This window comes from Wigglesworthia glossinidia endosymbiont of Glossina morsitans morsitans (Yale colony), from assembly GCF_000247565.1.
Lineage (GTDB): Bacteria > Pseudomonadota > Gammaproteobacteria > Enterobacterales > Enterobacteriaceae > Wigglesworthia > Wigglesworthia glossinidia_B.
Window position 1 is genome coordinate 408,054 of the sequence record NC_016893.1, and the last position, 16,882, is coordinate 424,935.

The 16,882-nt window shown below is 23.5% G+C and carries 15 protein-coding genes; 8 read left to right on the plus strand and 7 right to left on the minus strand.

Translation table 11 applies throughout. The features are described 5' to 3' along the window. Positions 1-20: 20 nt before the first annotated feature. Positions 21-890, minus strand: coding sequence for a formyltetrahydrofolate deformylase (purU, locus tag WIGMOR_RS01985; RefSeq protein ID WP_014354167.1), 870 nt, complete (start codon positions 888-890; stop codon positions 21-23). A 373-nt stretch (positions 891-1,263) separates the two neighbouring features. Between purU and WIGMOR_RS01990 the strand changes: the two genes are divergently transcribed. Further along, positions 1,264-2,154 (plus strand): sugar phosphate nucleotidyltransferase, encoded by an 891-nt coding sequence (locus tag WIGMOR_RS01990; RefSeq protein WP_014354168.1) that lies wholly within the window; start codon positions 1,264-1,266, stop codon positions 2,152-2,154. A 57-nt stretch (positions 2,155-2,211) separates the two neighbouring features. After that, complete coding sequence (locus WIGMOR_RS01995; protein WP_014354169.1) at positions 2,212-3,561, plus strand: UDP-glucose dehydrogenase family protein; 1,350 nt, start codon at positions 2,212-2,214, stop codon at positions 3,559-3,561. Between the two features lie 275 nt (positions 3,562-3,836). Here WIGMOR_RS01995 and hns read toward each other — a convergent pair whose 3' ends face one another. From hns to ribA, 5 genes are all read right to left on the minus strand, one after another. After that, complete coding sequence (hns, locus tag WIGMOR_RS02000; protein WP_014354170.1) at positions 3,837-4,247, minus strand: histone-like nucleoid-structuring protein H-NS; 411 nt, start codon at positions 4,245-4,247, stop codon at positions 3,837-3,839. Positions 4,248-4,738: 491 nt separating this feature from the next. Continuing rightward, positions 4,739-6,187 carry a cardiolipin synthase gene (cls, locus tag WIGMOR_RS02005; protein WP_041944167.1) on the minus strand — a complete coding sequence of 483 codons (1,449 nt, stop codon included), beginning with the start codon at positions 6,185-6,187 and terminating at the stop codon, positions 4,739-4,741. Between the two features lie 359 nt (positions 6,188-6,546). Continuing rightward, entirely contained in the window at positions 6,547-7,332 is a 786-nt protein-coding gene (locus tag WIGMOR_RS02010) for a YciC family protein (protein WP_236607840.1), read from the minus strand. 205 nt (positions 7,333-7,537) lie between these two features. Continuing rightward, positions 7,538-8,311 (minus strand): YciK family oxidoreductase, encoded by a 774-nt coding sequence (locus WIGMOR_RS02015; protein WP_041944118.1) that lies wholly within the window; start codon positions 8,309-8,311, stop codon positions 7,538-7,540. Between the two features lie 269 nt (positions 8,312-8,580). After that, positions 8,581-9,180 carry a GTP cyclohydrolase II gene (gene ribA / locus WIGMOR_RS02020; RefSeq protein WP_014354174.1) on the minus strand — a complete coding sequence of 200 codons (600 nt, stop codon included), beginning with the start codon at positions 9,178-9,180 and terminating at the stop codon, positions 8,581-8,583. Positions 9,181-9,692: 512 nt separating this feature from the next. Between ribA and pyrF the strand changes: the two genes are divergently transcribed. Beyond that, positions 9,693-10,427 (plus strand): orotidine-5'-phosphate decarboxylase, encoded by a 735-nt coding sequence (gene pyrF, locus WIGMOR_RS02025; RefSeq protein WP_014354175.1) that lies wholly within the window; start codon positions 9,693-9,695, stop codon positions 10,425-10,427. A gap of 121 nt (positions 10,428-10,548) precedes the next feature. Here pyrF and WIGMOR_RS02030 read toward each other — a convergent pair whose 3' ends face one another. Further along, entirely contained in the window at positions 10,549-11,337 is a 789-nt protein-coding gene (locus WIGMOR_RS02030; protein ID WP_014354176.1) for an enoyl-ACP reductase FabI, read from the minus strand. Between the two features lie 397 nt (positions 11,338-11,734). On the opposite strand from WIGMOR_RS02030, the gene WIGMOR_RS02035 reads away from it, so the two are divergent. From WIGMOR_RS02035 to WIGMOR_RS02055, 5 genes are read left to right on the plus strand one after another with little or no spacing between them, the layout of a single operon-like run. Then, positions 11,735-12,091 (plus strand): HesB/IscA family protein, encoded by a 357-nt coding sequence (locus WIGMOR_RS02035; protein ID WP_041944168.1) that lies wholly within the window; start codon positions 11,735-11,737, stop codon positions 12,089-12,091. Between the two features lie 14 nt (positions 12,092-12,105). Continuing rightward, positions 12,106-13,581: a Fe-S cluster assembly protein SufB gene (gene sufB / locus WIGMOR_RS02040; protein WP_014354178.1), complete on the plus strand. Its 1,476-nt coding sequence runs from the start codon at positions 12,106-12,108 to the stop codon at positions 13,579-13,581. 49 nt (positions 13,582-13,630) lie between these two features. Next, entirely contained in the window at positions 13,631-14,359 is a 729-nt protein-coding gene (sufC, locus tag WIGMOR_RS02045) for a Fe-S cluster assembly ATPase SufC (protein ID WP_014354179.1), read from the plus strand. Beyond that, the gene (gene sufD / locus WIGMOR_RS02050; protein WP_014354180.1) at positions 14,352-15,635 is read left to right on the plus strand and encodes a Fe-S cluster assembly protein SufD; all 1,284 of its coding nucleotides are present in this window, start codon (positions 14,352-14,354) and stop codon (positions 15,633-15,635) included. The genes sufC and sufD overlap by 8 nt, the downstream gene beginning before the upstream one ends. Further along, on the plus strand, positions 15,632-16,864 hold the full coding sequence (locus tag WIGMOR_RS02055; protein ID WP_014354181.1) for a cysteine desulfurase: 1,233 nt from the start codon (positions 15,632-15,634) through the stop codon (positions 16,862-16,864). Before sufD ends, WIGMOR_RS02055 begins: the two co-directional genes overlap by 4 nt. Positions 16,865-16,882 lie beyond the last annotated feature (18 nt).

Here is a 16,882-nt window from a genome sequence, read left to right on the forward strand (position 1 = left end):
AATTTTTAATATATTAATATTTAAAAAATTATTGTACGATTTTTAAATATTAGAACACGATTAGAAAATATTAAATAAAGTGCGCGATTAAGAACGTATTGTTCCATGTCGTGTCCAATTCGAATCATATCGTTTAAAGAATAAGTATGATCAATATGAACAACATCTTGGAATATTATTGGACCTGAATCTAAATAATTATTTACGTAATGTGCAGTAGCTCCAATAATTTTTACCCCTCTTTTGTAAGCTTGCAAGTAAGGTTTAGCTCCTGTAAATGATGGTAAAATTGAATGATGTACATTTATAATTTTATTATGATAACTTTGCACAAATTTGGATGTTAATATGCGCATATACTTTGCTAAAATAATATAATCTGGTTTAAATTTTTTACTTATTTCTAAAATTTTATTACTATGTTCTTCATTGCTTAACATATAATGATCAATATAATAATATGGAATATGAAATAATTTTACTAGTGGCTTAAGAATTTTATGATTGCTTATTATTGCTAATATATCAGCATATAAATGACCAAATTTTTTTTTAATTAATAAGTTTCCGATGCAGTGTGATTCTTTAGTTGCTAATAATATAATTTTTGGTTTTTTTACATTATGACAGTTAATTTCTAATTCTGATGGAAGTAAATTATGAAAATCATATAAAAATGAACAATCTTGAAAATATCCTTGAATTGATAAACGTATAAAAAATATATTTATTTCTGTATCTAGATAAGTAGAAATTTCTAAAATTTCTAGAGATTGATTAGAACATATTTTCATAATTTTGTTAATTATGTTTGTTTGATATTTGCAAGTAATAAATACAACTTTTTTTTTGAGACATTCTATATTTACATTTTTATTAAAAATAGACATAAATCAATTTATATAAATTTTTATAATTAAATAGAAATAATCAATTTTATTTTTCATATATAGATGTTATTAAGAAATATTTTAATCAAAATATAATTTTTTTAACTGCAAGATATGATGTAATATTTATATGATATAAATTATATTAAATTTATAAAAATCACTTTTATCTTATTTTTACACTATAAAAAAAATTAAATTTTAAATTTATATCAAAAAATTAATATAAAAATTTAAAGAAACATATTTTTCAAATTTATTAAAATATATTGATATAATTAACAAATAAGAACTTTTTAAATAAATTTAAGTAATTTTTTTAACATATAAATATTACTTTTTAATTTTAATTAAAAATCTTTAAATTTAAATAATGACAACAAAAAAAATAAATACTGTTATTATTCCAGCAGCTGGATTAGGTACACGCATGCTGCCTATTACTGCAACAATTCCAAAAGAAATGTTGCCAATCGTCGATATTCCATTAATTCAATATTCTATTAATGAATGTATTTTATCTGGATTATACAATATTATATTAATCACAAAATCTTGCAAATATTTAATTGAAAGTTATCTTGATTGTAATATTAACATATATAAATTTTTAGAAAAAAAAAGACAATCTGATATATTTTCTAAAATAAAATTAGTTTATCCATCATACGTAACAATCACATATATTCATCAAAAAAATATAAACGGATTAGGTAATGCGATTTTGTCTGCATTTCCTATAATTAAAAATCAACCATTTGCTGTTGTACTACCCGATATTATTATTAATGAATACACTTCAAATTTAAAAAAAGATAATTTATCTGCCATGCTAAAACGTTTTCAAAATACAGGAAGAAGTCAAATATTAGTGAAAAAAGTACGTAATTTTCAAAATTATGGCATAGTATATTGTGAAAAAAAAAGTATGCATTTTAATAAACACGCAAAAATTATTAAAGTCATCGAAAAACCTAATATAAATAACAACTTTTCAAATTTGTCTATTGTAGGACGATATGTATTTTCTAAAAATATTTGGAAAAAATTAAAAAAAATAAAACCAGGAAAAAATGAAGAATTTCAATTAACAGACGCTATCGACTTGTTAATACAAGATGAAATTGTAGAGGCATATCCTATAATAGGATTAAGTCATGATTGTGGAAATAAATTAGGATATATGCAAGCTTTTGTGCAATATGGTTTATATCATAAAAAATTTGGAAAAATTTTTAAAAAATGGATAAAGTCTATAATATAGAAAATAATTATAATAAATAAAAAAGTACAAATTTTTGTAATCTTAGGAAATTATAAAATGAAAGTCACAGTTTTTGGCGCTGGATATGTCGGATTAGTACAATCTGCAGTATTAGCAGAAATTGGATGTCAGGTAGTATGTGTAGAAAATAACTTAAATAAAGTATTAAAATTACAAAAAGGTATTATACATTTGTATGAACCAGGATTGGTACAGTTGATACAAAAAAACTTGCGAAAAAATAAATTAACGTTTACTACAAATTTAAAATTTGGCATAAAACACGGCTTAATACAATGTATTGCCGTTGGAACACCGTTAAAAAACAATCGAATTGATATATCGGCAGTATATAATGTAGTAGTGAAGATAGCTAAAAATATGGAAAATCATAAGATAATTTTAAAAAAATCTACTGTACCGATAGGTACATCGGAAAAAATATTTAGTTTAGTTAAAAAAATATTAAAAAATAGAAATAAAAATTTAACATTCGACATAGTATTTAATCCAGAATTCTTAAAAGAAGGCACAGCAATATCAGATTGCATGCATCCAGAAAGGATAATTTTTGGAATAAACAATATCAATTCTATAAATATTTTAAAAAAATTATATAAACCATTTTGTCATAAAAAAAATTCTATGATTTTTATGGATTTTCGAAGTGCAGAATTAACAAAATATGCTGCTAACTGTATGTTAGCGACCAAGATTAGTTTTATGAACGAAATGGCTAATTTAGCAGAAATTTTTGGCGCAGATATAGAAAAAATTCGTCAAGGCATAGGTTCAGATTCACGTATTGGGAAAAGTTATATATATCCAGGATGTGGCTACGGAGGATCTTGTTTTCCAAAAGATGTTCGAGGATTAATCCTTAAATCAAAAGAGTTTGGATATGAACCTAAATTGTTACATGCAGTAGAAGAAATTAATATCATGCAAAAAAATAAATTGTTTAAATTAATTCAGTTTCATTTTAGAAATGATTTGTACAAGAAAACTTTTGCATTATGGGGATTATCTTTTAAACCAAATACTAATGATATCAGAGAAGCATCAAGTTGTATGTTAATGGAATCTTTATGGAATTGCGGCGCAAAAGTGCAGGCTTTTGATCCAAAAGCTATGCAAGAAATTTCTTTAGTATATAAGAATAACAATAATTTAAAATTAATGCATAATAAAGAATCTACTCTAGAACATGCAGATGCTTTAATTATTTGCACAGAATGGAAACAATTTTATTTTCCAGACTTTAAAATCATTAAATCTAAATTAAAACATCCAGTAATTTTTGATGGAAGAAATTTATATAATCCAAAATATTTAAAAAATAATGGCTTTTTATATTATGGTATTGGTCGAGGAGAATCTTGTTCAAGATTAAAAGTAAAAAGTTAAATTTTATAAAGAAAAAATATTTAAATATAATTTTTTTCTGATAACTTAAATAATCAAAATTCTTAATAAGAAAATACCAAGACATTTATTTATATAAAGTTTAATTTTGATTTTTTATTTAAAAAATATGTAATCAAAAATTATTTTAATATTTTCTGAAAAAAATATTATTAAAATAATAAATTTTTTTATATTCTAATTAAAGAAAATATTATTCAATTTTTAATAAAAAAATTAAAACTTTTCGCACATTTATTTTCGGTATTTATATATTTTTATAATAAAAAATCTTCTAATTTTTTGCCTTCTGTATCAATAGCTTTTTTGATTATTGTTGGTGTTCTTCCCTGACCTGTCCACGTTCTGATTGCTCCATGTTCGTCGATATATTGATATTTTGCTGGACGCATGGCGCGCTTATTTTTAATAGATGTTTTAATTGTATTATGCATAGATTGCAGTAGTTCATTGGGGTCAATACCGTCTGCTATTAACATTTCTCGATATTGTTTTAATTTTCGAGTACGTTCTTCAATTTCAGCTTGAGCTTGGTTATCTTCTTCTCTACGCTCATTAACAACGACTTCTAATTTTTCCAACATTTCTTCTAATGTCTCTAAAGTACATTCTCTAGCTTGTGCTCTTAAAGTGCGTATATTGTTAAGAATTTTTAATGCTTCGCTCATCTACGGTACTCTCAAGTATATAATAGAATTATCATTTTTTTGATAATATAATTTTAATTTATTTATTTTAATATTTATATTATCATTAATTAAAATATTGTATTTTGTAAATCAAAAAACGTGAAATTTTAAGTTATAAACTGTAATAGATATTTTTATTAATATAAACTAAAATATTAAATTAATTTAGTTTTTTTAATAAAAAAATTATTTTTTTTATTAAAAATTAACAAATAAAAAATCTTTATTTTAATATTTAGTAAATTTTAATTTATTTGAAATAAATTTAAAATCAATAATTTTTTTATATAAATTAAATTAGTTTTATTTTTATTAAATAAAAATATCTTAAATTAAATATTAATGAAAAATTTTAATATGCATTATCAAATTTGTTTATAAAGTAATATATAGATTTTTATGCAAAAATATTTAATTAGTTTAGTATAGTTCTTTTATTATAGAAAATAAATATATTTTAATTAATTTTATTATAATAGTGGACTAAAAAAATAAAAAAAACGCTCAATTGCACGTTGCCAGTATGGCCTTTTTACCCATTCATGTAAATTTAATATTGTAGAAAATGATATATAATTTTTATGTATTTTTTTTAATTTTTTTCCAAAATGGCGATTATCTACTATCAATGTTACTTCAAAATTTAACCATAAACTTCTCATGTCTAAATTTGCTGTACCTACTAAACTGAGTTGATTATCTACTAAAATAGTTTTACTATGCAGCAATCCATTTTCAAATTGATAAATTTTAACACCCGAATGAAGTAATTCTGAAAAAAATGCCCTACTTGCCCATCTAACCAAAATAGAATCATTGAATTTTGGAATAATAATATACACTAACACCCCTCTTTGTGCAGCCGTGCAAATAGCATGCAATAAATCATCGCTAGGCACTAAATACGGCGTAGTAATTACTATTTTTTTTCTAGCAGAATAGATAGCAGTTAATAATACTTGTTGAATAAGATCTTCTGAAAATCCAGGACCCGATGGAATAACATTTGTTGTATAATTATATTCTGATTCATTAATAATTTTAATCTGATCTGGTAAGAAAAAAATTTTTTCTCCAGTTTCTATTTCCCAATCACATGAAAATATAATTCGCATTGCTGATACTACAGGCCCTTCCATACGGATCATAATGTCAATCCATTCTCCAACCCCAATATGTTGTTTAAAACATTTAGGATCTATCATATTCATGCTGCCAGTATATCCAATTCGATTGTCAATTAAAATCATTTTACGATGTTGCCTTAAATCCATACGTCTAAAAAATATTCTTAAAATATTTACGTGTAAAGCTTTTACAATTTTAATACCTGCACCTCTCATCATCTTTGCATGTATACTGCGAAAAAAATTGTTGCTACCTGCTGAATCTAAAATTAATCTGCATTTTATTCCACGATGCGCCGCTTTTATTAAAACTTCAACAATTTGATTTACCCAACCACCTGGATGCCATATATAAAAGACCATTTCAATATTTGTTTGAGCTAAATTTATATCCTTAATGACTGTATGCATCATATCATCTGAATTAGTTAAAATATTAATATTATTACTTTTTACCCCTTCCATTCCTTGACGATGTTTGCACAATTGAAATAATGCTGATGCTACTCTACTGTTAACCGTAGTAAAAATTTGTTTATAGTTTTTTAGATTTTTCAGTGCAGAAATCCAAATAACTTTATTTTTCTTTATTCTTTTTTTTTCTAAATTTAACTCTCCAAATAATAAATAAATTAATATTCCTAAAAGAGGAACAATATAAATTGTCAGTAACCATGCCATAGATGTAGATACAGTACGACGCTTTTTTAAAATTTTTAAAGTAACTTCTATAATTAACCACCAATATCCTAGTAATAATGTCCAGTTAATTATCGGTAAATATGTATTAATAATGGAAAAAGAATTTATAAACATAAAAAATATGATTTATTTTAGTTTAAATTTAGATAATTTTTTAATATTAAAAAACTATTTTTAATTAAACTTTAAGTATGCATTAAGGTTTAATATAACATTTTTAATGCTATTTTAATTTTTTAATATCAAATTTTAATTCATATCGAATTGAAACAATTTTTAAAATTAAAAATTTGTTTTATATAATAAAAAATAATTTTTAAAAAATAAAAAAATTTATTTTTCATATTAAATTTTCAATATATATTGAATTCTATATTTACACTAAAAATTTTATTTATTTTAAAAAAAATTAATTAATTGCATATACTTGATATATGAATTTATTTTGATTAAGTAAAGTTTTTTTTGTTTTCAGACAATGTAAAAAGTCGATATATATATATTATTGCATAACTAGTAACAATATTATTTATTAAATAAAAAAATATTTTTATAGATATTAAATGAGAATAAATAAATATTTGAGAAACTGTTATTAATATTATTAATTTTAAAAATAACCACAATATTATAATAGGTGCAATCAATCGGGTGTGCAACAATGCATGATGCATGCTAGTACGCATAGCATAAATAATACCAATTTTTTTGTTAGAAATTAAGATTGGTGAAAAACTAAAAATAATTAATAAAAAAATTCCTGGTACGATCATGAAAGCTATTCCAAACTGTACAAGAAAAGAGACTAAAAAAATTAACGTAAGGAACTTTGGAAAAAATGGAAAAGCATTTAAAATTAATTGATAAAAAGTACTGTATTTTTTGTTACAAATATTATATATCATTAGTACAATATTACTAAATAGAAAAGCGTTGCCAATCAAACTAGATAAGTGACTTGATACAGATAATTTAAAAAGAATATATTTTTGATCGTTAGATAAATTTTTAAATAAATACTGCATATTACTTATAGATTCATTAAAATTAGAAATTATGTTTGTAAGAGAAGACATTTCTTCTAATGTCGGAAGAAAAGCATATCCAATTAAACCACTAATTATTGCGGATGTTATGGAAAAAAGTACTATATTCAAAATTTGATTAATAAAAAAATTCCAAGTATCAAATAATAAATTTTTTATAAAAATAGGCATCATCTTCTCCCTGTTCATTTGAAATGAATTTTCTATTTGTTTAATATTTTAATAAATTAAAAATTTTAAAATATATATAAGCAATATTTTTTAAAAAATAAATACTATTTATTTTGAATATTATTAAAAATAATTAATTAAAATTATTTAAATAGATTTTGATAAATTATTCATTTTATATGACACAAATTATATATCATATATATAATACTGAGATTTTTACCTAATTAAATATAAACTTCACCAATTTTTTAACATCAAATCTTATTCCAGTTTTATTTTTGCTAATATTCGACATTAAATACAAATAAAAATACATGATATCTTTTGGTTGCATAAGCGCATAATTATTTTCTGTTGGAAAAGCGATTTTTCTCATTTTTGTTTTTATAGATCCGGGATTAATGCAATTTACGCGAAGCTTAGATGATGGATATTCAGCAGATAGTACTTTCATAAAGCCTTCTATAGCAAATTTTGAAATAGCATAAGGACCCCAATTTGCTCGTCCATTAGGAGTAGTACCAGATGTGGTAAAAATAATTGATGGATTTTTTGCTTTTAAAATTAGCGGCAAAAATGTTTGAGTTATCATAAAAGACCCATTTAAATTTACATTAATTACTTTTTTCCAAATTTTCGGTTTTTGTTTTATAATTGGATCAATTTTTCCTAAAATTCCAGCGTTATTTAGCAATCCATGTAAGTATGGTACTTTATTTTTAATTTGTTTAAAAATTAACTTATATTGATTATGATTAAATGATTCTAAATTGATAACAAGTATATATACGATAGTATTCGAATTGTTTTTTTCTATTTGCCGTTTAATTTGTACTAATTTTTTTTTAGATTTTCCTAGCAAAATAACATTTGCTCCATATTTCGCATATGTAATAGCGGCTTCTTTGCCAATTCCATCAGTAGCTCCAGTAATTAAGATATATTTATTTAATAAAAAATTTCTTTTAAAAAAGAACATTTTATGATTTAACATATTCAATATATAATGTTTAATGTAATTTTTTTAATATAAAATATTTTGTTTATAGATAATAAAAATAATTTTATTAATTTTTTTTAAAAAATTTTGTTAAAAAAATTTTTTATGAATTTTTTTAAATCGCAAATAAATTTTTAAATTATTCAAATCTTAAAATTTAAATTTATTTAAGTACTAATGTTTTCGTTTTATTACATGTAAAATATCAAGAATGAAAGTATTTTTTACAAAAAATAACGTTCATGTACTTTTTTAAAAAAGTATTATTTGTTGAAATTGCATAATATATGACCCATTTTTCTAGCTTTAGTATCTAAGTACTTAGCATTATTAGGATTTCGTCCTACGATTAAAGGGACACGTTCAGTGATATTAATACCTGCAGAACTTAATATATTAACTTTTTCAGGATTGTTTGTTAATAATCGAATAGATTTAATTTTTAATGCACTTAATATTTCTGCGCATACTGTGAAATCTCTTTCATCTGCTGCAAATCCTAATTGATAATTAGCTTCTACAGTATCAATTCCTTGATCTTGTAGAGCATATGCACGAATTTTATTGAGCAAACCAATATTACGACCTTCTTGTCGATGATATATTAAAACGCCACATTTTTCATGTGCAATAGAAGATAGCGCAGCTTGTAGTTGAAAACCACAATCGCAACGTAAACTAAATAATGCATCTCCAGTTAAGCATTCAGAGTGTATTCGAGTTAAAATTGATGTATTTTCTGTAATACTTCCGTGAAGTAAAGCAATATGGTTATATTTAGTTTGAATTTCTTCAAAACCTACCATAATAAATTCTGTCCATGGTGTAGGTAAACGAGCTTGTGTAATACGTTTAACTTGCATATTTGCTCCAAAAATTAAATTTTTAAATAAATTATTATACAATTTTATTAATTTAAAAAACTAATATTATTAAATATAATATTATTAATTAATTTATATAGATATTAGTTTTACTATAATTTATATTATATAATATATACTTTAAATTAAATATATACTATATTCATTTTAATATAAATATTTTTAAAAAAATTTATAAATAAATTTTATAGCAAGTCAAAACTATTATAATTTTAAATTTTTATTTGAAATAAAAATTAAATAATGTTTATTGAATTTGTAAAAAAATGTTACTTATTTTTAAATAAAAATTTAACATAAATGCTACATATATTTATTATATTTTTTAACATATTCATTTTTTACAAATGAAATTTAATATTTTGAATAATTATAAAATATTAAATATAATGTATACAGTTTCAGATTTTATTAATACTAATACTTTGTATCAATAAAATATAAATTTATGTTTTAATATAAAAAAATTAAATATAAATTAATTATTTTTAATGTTGGTTACTAAAAACAGTATGATAGAAAAAAAAAAATTATCTCCAATTATTATAGCATTAGATTATCAAGATCCCGAACAAGCAATTTATTTTTCTAAAAAAATATCTCCACAACAATGTCAATTAAAAATTGGCCAAGAACTTTTTATCAAATCAGGAGTTTTTTTAGTAAATTATTTACATAAAAAAGGATTTAAGATCTTTTTAGATTTAAAGCTTTATGATATTCCTAATACAGTAAAAAGATCAGTATATGCTATAAAAAAATTAGATGTATGGATGTTTACTTTACATATCCATGGAGGAAAAAGTATGATGTTGTCGGCTCGATCGGCACTCAATTTTCATAAAAAGAACACACCTAAAATTATTGGAGTAACTGTATTAACTAGTATGAATATACTTGAATTAAATCATATTGGTATTAATACTTCTTCTATGTTAAATCATGTAATCAAATTATCTGTACTTGCTAAAAAATGTAAATTAGATGGCATTGTATGTTCTCCGTGGGAAGCGAAAAGCATTAGAAAATTATTTGGAAAAAATTTTATTATTATCACCCCGGGAATACGTCCAAAAAGAATGTACTATGATGATCAAAAACGTGTTATGACGCCTCGAGAAGCAATAAGATCTGGATCTGATTTTTTAGTAATTGGACGTCCAATTACTCGTGCGGATAATCCATATATGATTTTGAAAAAAATTTTGTCTGATATTAACAATTAGATTCTTAAATATAATAAATATCTGCAATTTTTTATTTTTATATAATATCAAAACTGATTCAATATATTAATTGAACATAATATATATTATTGTGTATTTTAAAATAATCAAACATAAAAAATCAATTTTCATTTTCTATTGCAGACATGATATGAAAACCACCATCAGCATGAATAATTTCTCCAGTAACTATAGATGATAAATCAGAAAACAAAAATGTAGCAACATTTCCTATATCATGAATATTAATAATTTTTTTTAAAGGATTTATATTTCCATAATTTTTTAACATCTTTTTAAAATTTTTAATTCCAGAAGCCGATAAAGTTTTGATTGGAGCAGCAGAAATTGCATTTACTCTAATATTTTCATTTCCTAAAGAATATGCTATATAACGTACGCTCGCTTCTAAAGCAGCTTTTGCAATACCCATTATATTATAATTTGGTATAATTCTTTCAGAACCTATATATGTAATTGTCACTATACTTCCTCCTGAATTTATCATAGATCTACTAAGCTTAGACATTTCAGAAAAACTATATGTGCTAATTTTATGTGCGTGCATAAAATCTTCCTGAGTTAAAGAATCTAAATAATTTCCTGATAAATTTTTTGGATTTGCATATGCAATAGAATGTAAAAAACCATCAAAAGTTTTCCATGATTTTTTTAACTTTTGAAATAAATCATGAATATCTTGTTTGTTGTTTACATCACAAGGTAATAAAAGATTCGAATTAAATTCTTTTTGCACAATTTTTTCAATACGTTGTTTCGCTTTTTCATTTTGATAGGTAAATGCTAATTCGGCTTTTTGACGATATATAGCACGAGCAATACCGTATGCTATAGAATATTTATTTATCATTCCTGTGATTAAGAAACGTTTTCCAAGTAATAAATTCATAATCTGATTTTCCTGATAATTTATACATAATAATAACATGTGATATTTTATAATAAATATTAAAAATAATTTTTTAAAATTTATTTTAGTATAATCTAATTTTTATTTAAAAAATTAGTACAATAAATTTGTATAAAATAAAATTTTTAATTCTCAATTATTTGTTAATATAATAACTTATATACACTTTATTTAATTTGATTATACTTAAAATATATAAATTTTTTTAAAAAATTTTTAAATTATTAATATGTATACTGATTATTTTATAATAAAATTATATATAAAATATATAAAGCATAAAATTTTATTTTTATGGGAATTTAATAATATTTATATTAAAATTAATTTATATTTATTTTAACATAAGTTTTATATGAAACATTTAATTAATACAATGAAACATTATAAAGATACACAGAAATCATTAAAGAAATTTATTCTAACTGAATCTGCTGTAAAAAAAATCAATCAACTAATAAAACAAAATCCATCTATCTTAGGAATTCGAATATCATTAAAAAGATCTGGATGTGCAGGTTGGAGTTATTTGATAAATACAGTATCGAAGTTTACAAAAGATGATTTTGTATACGAATACAAAGGAGTACAAATATGTACACTAAAAAAATTTTTGCCATTTATTAATACACTCGAACTAGATTACATTAAAAATGGATTAGGTTACAAATTTAAATTTAATAATCCGAATGCAAAAAACATATGTGGTTGTGGAAAAAGTATAAATTTTTAATGAGACAATATTTTATGAAAAATAATATTAACAATTCTTTAAAAGAAAGTACATATAAATTAAATTTAAATGAATATAAAGAAGGATTTTCTACAATTTTAAAAACAGACGAATTAGAAAAAGGAATTAATGAAAAAGTAATTTGCGCTATATCTAGAAAGCGTAACGAACCTGATTGGATGTTAAATTTTAGAATGCAAGCATATAATGCATGGCTAAACATGTCTGAACCGCATTGGTTACATGGAAAATTTGATCCAATTAATTATAATGAATATAGTTATTACTCCGCACCAAAATGCGATTCTTGCCAAAATGATAAACGAAATAAAACAAAAAAAAATTCTCAAAATTATTTAATTCCTGAAGTAAAAAATACATTTAAAAAATTAGGCATACCTACAAAAGAAGATAAAAATATAGCAATCGATGCTATATTTGATTCTGTTTCTGTATCTACAACATATCAAAGTTCTCTTAAAGAGATGGGAATTATTTTTTGTTCTTTTAGCGAAGCAATTCAAAATTATCCAGAACTTGTACGTAAATATTTAGGAAGCGTTGTCCCTGCAAATGATAATTTTTTTGCGGCTTTAAATTCTGCTGTAGCTTCTGATGGGACATTTGTATATATTCCAAAAAATGTACAATGCCCGATGGAATTATCCACATATTTTCGTATAAATTCCGCTAATACTGGTCAATTTGAACGTACTATTTTAATAGCAGATAAAAATAGTACAGTAAGTTATATCGAGGGTTGCTCTGCTCCGATACGGGATGGTCATCAGTTGCATGCTGCCGTTGTAGAAGTCATTGTGCTAGATTATGCTACAGTAAAGTATTCTACTGTGCAAAATTGGTTTCCGGGACAATCTAATGAAAGCGGAATATTGAATTTTGTCACAAAGCGTGCTTTATGTAAAGGAAAAAAATCAAAAATGTCTTGGACACAATCTGAAACAGGATCTGCAATTACTTGGAAGTATCCAAGTGTGATTTTAAAAGGAAATGAATCAATAGGAGAATTTTTTTCTATTGCTTTAACAAAAAATTATCAGCAAGCAGATACGGGTACTAAAATGATTCATATAGGTAAAAATAGCAGCTCAACTATTGTATCTAAAACAATATCTTCCGGGCAAAGTAACAATACCTATCGGGGTTTAGTAAAAATTACATCTCAAGCAAATTATTCAAGAAATTTTACTCAATGTGATTCTATGTTAATTGGTACTAAATCTGGAGCACATACTTTTCCAAATATTCAAGTAAATAATCAAACTTCTCAGATTGAGCATGAAGCTACGACATCTAAAATAGAAGAAGATCAAATTTTTTATTGTCAACAAAGAGGAATTAATGTTAATGATGCAATTTCTATGATTGTACATGGATTTTGTAAAGAAGTATTCTCTAAGTTGCCATTAGAATTTGCTATAGAAGCAGAAAAGTTACTTCATATTAATTTAGATCATAGTATAGGTTAAAATAAGTAGAAAATACATTTTTTTGGAATTTATTTACTAGGAACAAAACATGTTGTCAATTCAAAATTTAGAAGTTATGGTTAATAATCAACTTATTTTAAATAAGTTAAATTTAAAAATTCAACCAGGAGAAGTTCATGCTATTATGGGTCCAAATGGATCAGGAAAAAGCACTCTAGCAGATACTTTGTCTGGAAAAAAACATTGTGTTATTACTTCTGGAAGTATTTTATTTAAAAATGTTAATCTTTTTCAATTAACCCCAGAAGAACGAGCAGGAAAAGGAATTTTTATAGCTTTTCAATATCCAATGGAAATACCAGGCATAAATAATAAAAATTTTTTGCATGCAAGTATTAATGCTATTCGAAAATATCAAAATAAACCTTTTTTAGATATTTATAATTTTTCTCAAATATATAAAAAAAATACAGAACTACTTAATATTTCCGAAGAATTTATGCAAAGAGCATTAAATGTAGGATTTTCAGGAGGAGAAAAAAAAAGAAATGAAATCTTACAAATGATAATATTAAAACCCAGTTTATGTGTATTAGATGAAATTGATTCCGGATTAGATATAGATTCATTAAAAAAAATTTCTAATTGCATAAATATGTTAAGACATAAAAAACGGTCTTTTATCATTATCACTCATTACCAACGCATATTAAATTATATATCACCAGATTACGTGCATGTATTAAATAAAGGCAGTATTGTCCAATCTGGAACTTTTGAAATAGTTAAACATCTCGAGGAATACGGATATGGATAAATTAAAATACAATACACATATCATAAATTTTCTAGAGCAATGGAATAAATTGTTTTTATGCAAAAAACGACCTAAAGATCTTTGTATGCACTGGAATAAAATTTTTGAATTACGATCGTCATATTTTTCAAAAGAAATTTGGAATGTGGTTCCATTAAAAAATTTTTTTACAAAAAAATTTTTTATAGCGAACAAGAATTCAAATTTTAATATCGAACTAGACAAAATTTTATTGCATAAACATGTTTATAAATTAGTGTTTTTTAACGGCACGCTGTGTCAACATTTAAGTGATAATGATTTTGGCCAATGGAAAATAAAAATAAGAAAAAATAATTATATAAAAATATCACCTAATTATTTAATAAAATCTAATTTTTTTTTACATATGTCAGAAAGTTTCTGTGAAAATATAATACATATTGATTTAGAAAAAAATACAAAACCTCTTATTCCATTATACTTACTTCATATCAATTCAGGCGGACAAAATAATAAAATTGCTGTAATAAATTCTCGTATACACATTAATGTGCAAGAAAATGCTCGAGGAGAAATCATAGAGCACTTTTTAGGTAATAGTCATTACTCATATTTAAATAATATTTGCACAAATTTTTTATTAGAAAGCAGTGCTCATATGAATTATTTAAAAATTAATTTTGATAATTTTAATAGCTATCATATTGCGAATAACAATATTATTTTAAATAAAAATACTACATTTTATAATCATCTTTTCAACTTGGGAGGATATTTTTCTCAGCAAAACACTCATGTATGTTTGAATCATGAACACTCTGATGTATCAATAAACAGTTTATCCGTACCTAGTAATAAACAAATTATCGACATAAATACATACATAGATCACAAATCTCGTTGTTGTAAGAGTAGGCAACTACATAAAATGATTTTATCAAAATCTGCAATAGGAAACTTTCATGGTATTATTAAAGTTGAGAAAAATGCAGTAAAAACAGACGGTCATATGAAAAACGATAATTTATTAACTAGCAAACATTCTAAGATAAATACAAAACCTGAATTAGAAATTTATGCAGATGATGTAAAATGTAGTCATGGATCTACAGTTGGATATATGAATCCAGAACATTTATTTTATCTGCGCTCTAGAGGAATTTCAAAAAATCATGCAAAAAAAATGATCATGTATGCATTTTCTTTAGAAGTGCTTAAAAATGTATCTTATAAATCACTACATAAAACTTTAAATAATTTAATCGTATCATTTTTAGAGCAAATAAAAATATGATATATCCAATTAAAAAAATTAGAAAAGATTTTCCTATTCTAAAAAAAATAGTTAATAATTATCCATTAATTTATCTAGATAGCGCCGCTAGTGCACAAAAACCAAAATTTGTTTTTAAACGAGAAATTCAATATGTATCACAACAACATTCAGCTGTACATAGAGGTATTCATACTCTAAGTAAAAATGCTACAAAGTACATGGAAGATGTTAGAGAAAAAATTTCTTGTTTTCTTAATGCAAAATCAGAAAAAGAAATTATTTTTGTTAAAGGCGCTACGGAAGGAATTAATTTAGTTGCTCATTCTTGGGGCGAAAATTATATAAATTCAGGGGAAAATATAGTAATTACTCAAATGGAACATCATTCTAATATTGTACCATGGCAAATTCTTGCAAGAAAAAAAAAAATAAATATTAAATATATTCCACTTTTACCTAATGGAAAATTAGATTTTGATAAACTAGAACAAATTATTGATCATAAAACTCGCCTTCTATGCATGACGCATATGTCAAATGTTTTAGGAACATACAATGCAATAGAAACTATTATCAAAAAAGTAAAAAATTATTTTAATGTTAAAATATTAATTGACGGCGCACAAGCAATTGTGCACCACAATATAGATGTACAAAAAATTAATTGCGATTTTTATGTATTTTCAGGACATAAATTATATGGACCATCAGGAATTGGTATATTATATGCGAAAAAAAAAATACTCGATAAGATGCCTCCATGGGAAGGAGGTGGTGGCATGATACAGAATGTATGTTTAGATTCAGGGGTTAAATTTAGCTCTGTTCCATGGAAATTTGAAGCTGGTTCACCTAATATTTCTGGTATTATCGGACTAGGTGCAGCTGTAGATTACATAAATAAAATCGGCATGAAAAAAATTTTCGTACATGAAAAAAAAATTATAAATTATGCTTTATTAAAATTAAAAAATATTCCTACAATTAGGATTTATGGATCTGATCCGTTTTCTGGAGTAATTTCTTTTAATTTAAAAAATTATCATGCTTATGATATAGGTGTTATACTTGATCAATATGGAGTTGCTATTCGTACTGGACATCATTGTGCTATGCCAATTATGAAATTTTTTAAAACAAATAGTATGTGTAGAATCTCGATAGCTATGTATACAAGCAAGTCAGATATCTCATGTTTTATAAAAAAATTAAATAAAACAATAAATTTTTTACAACAATCTAATTAGATTAGTTTAAAATATTTT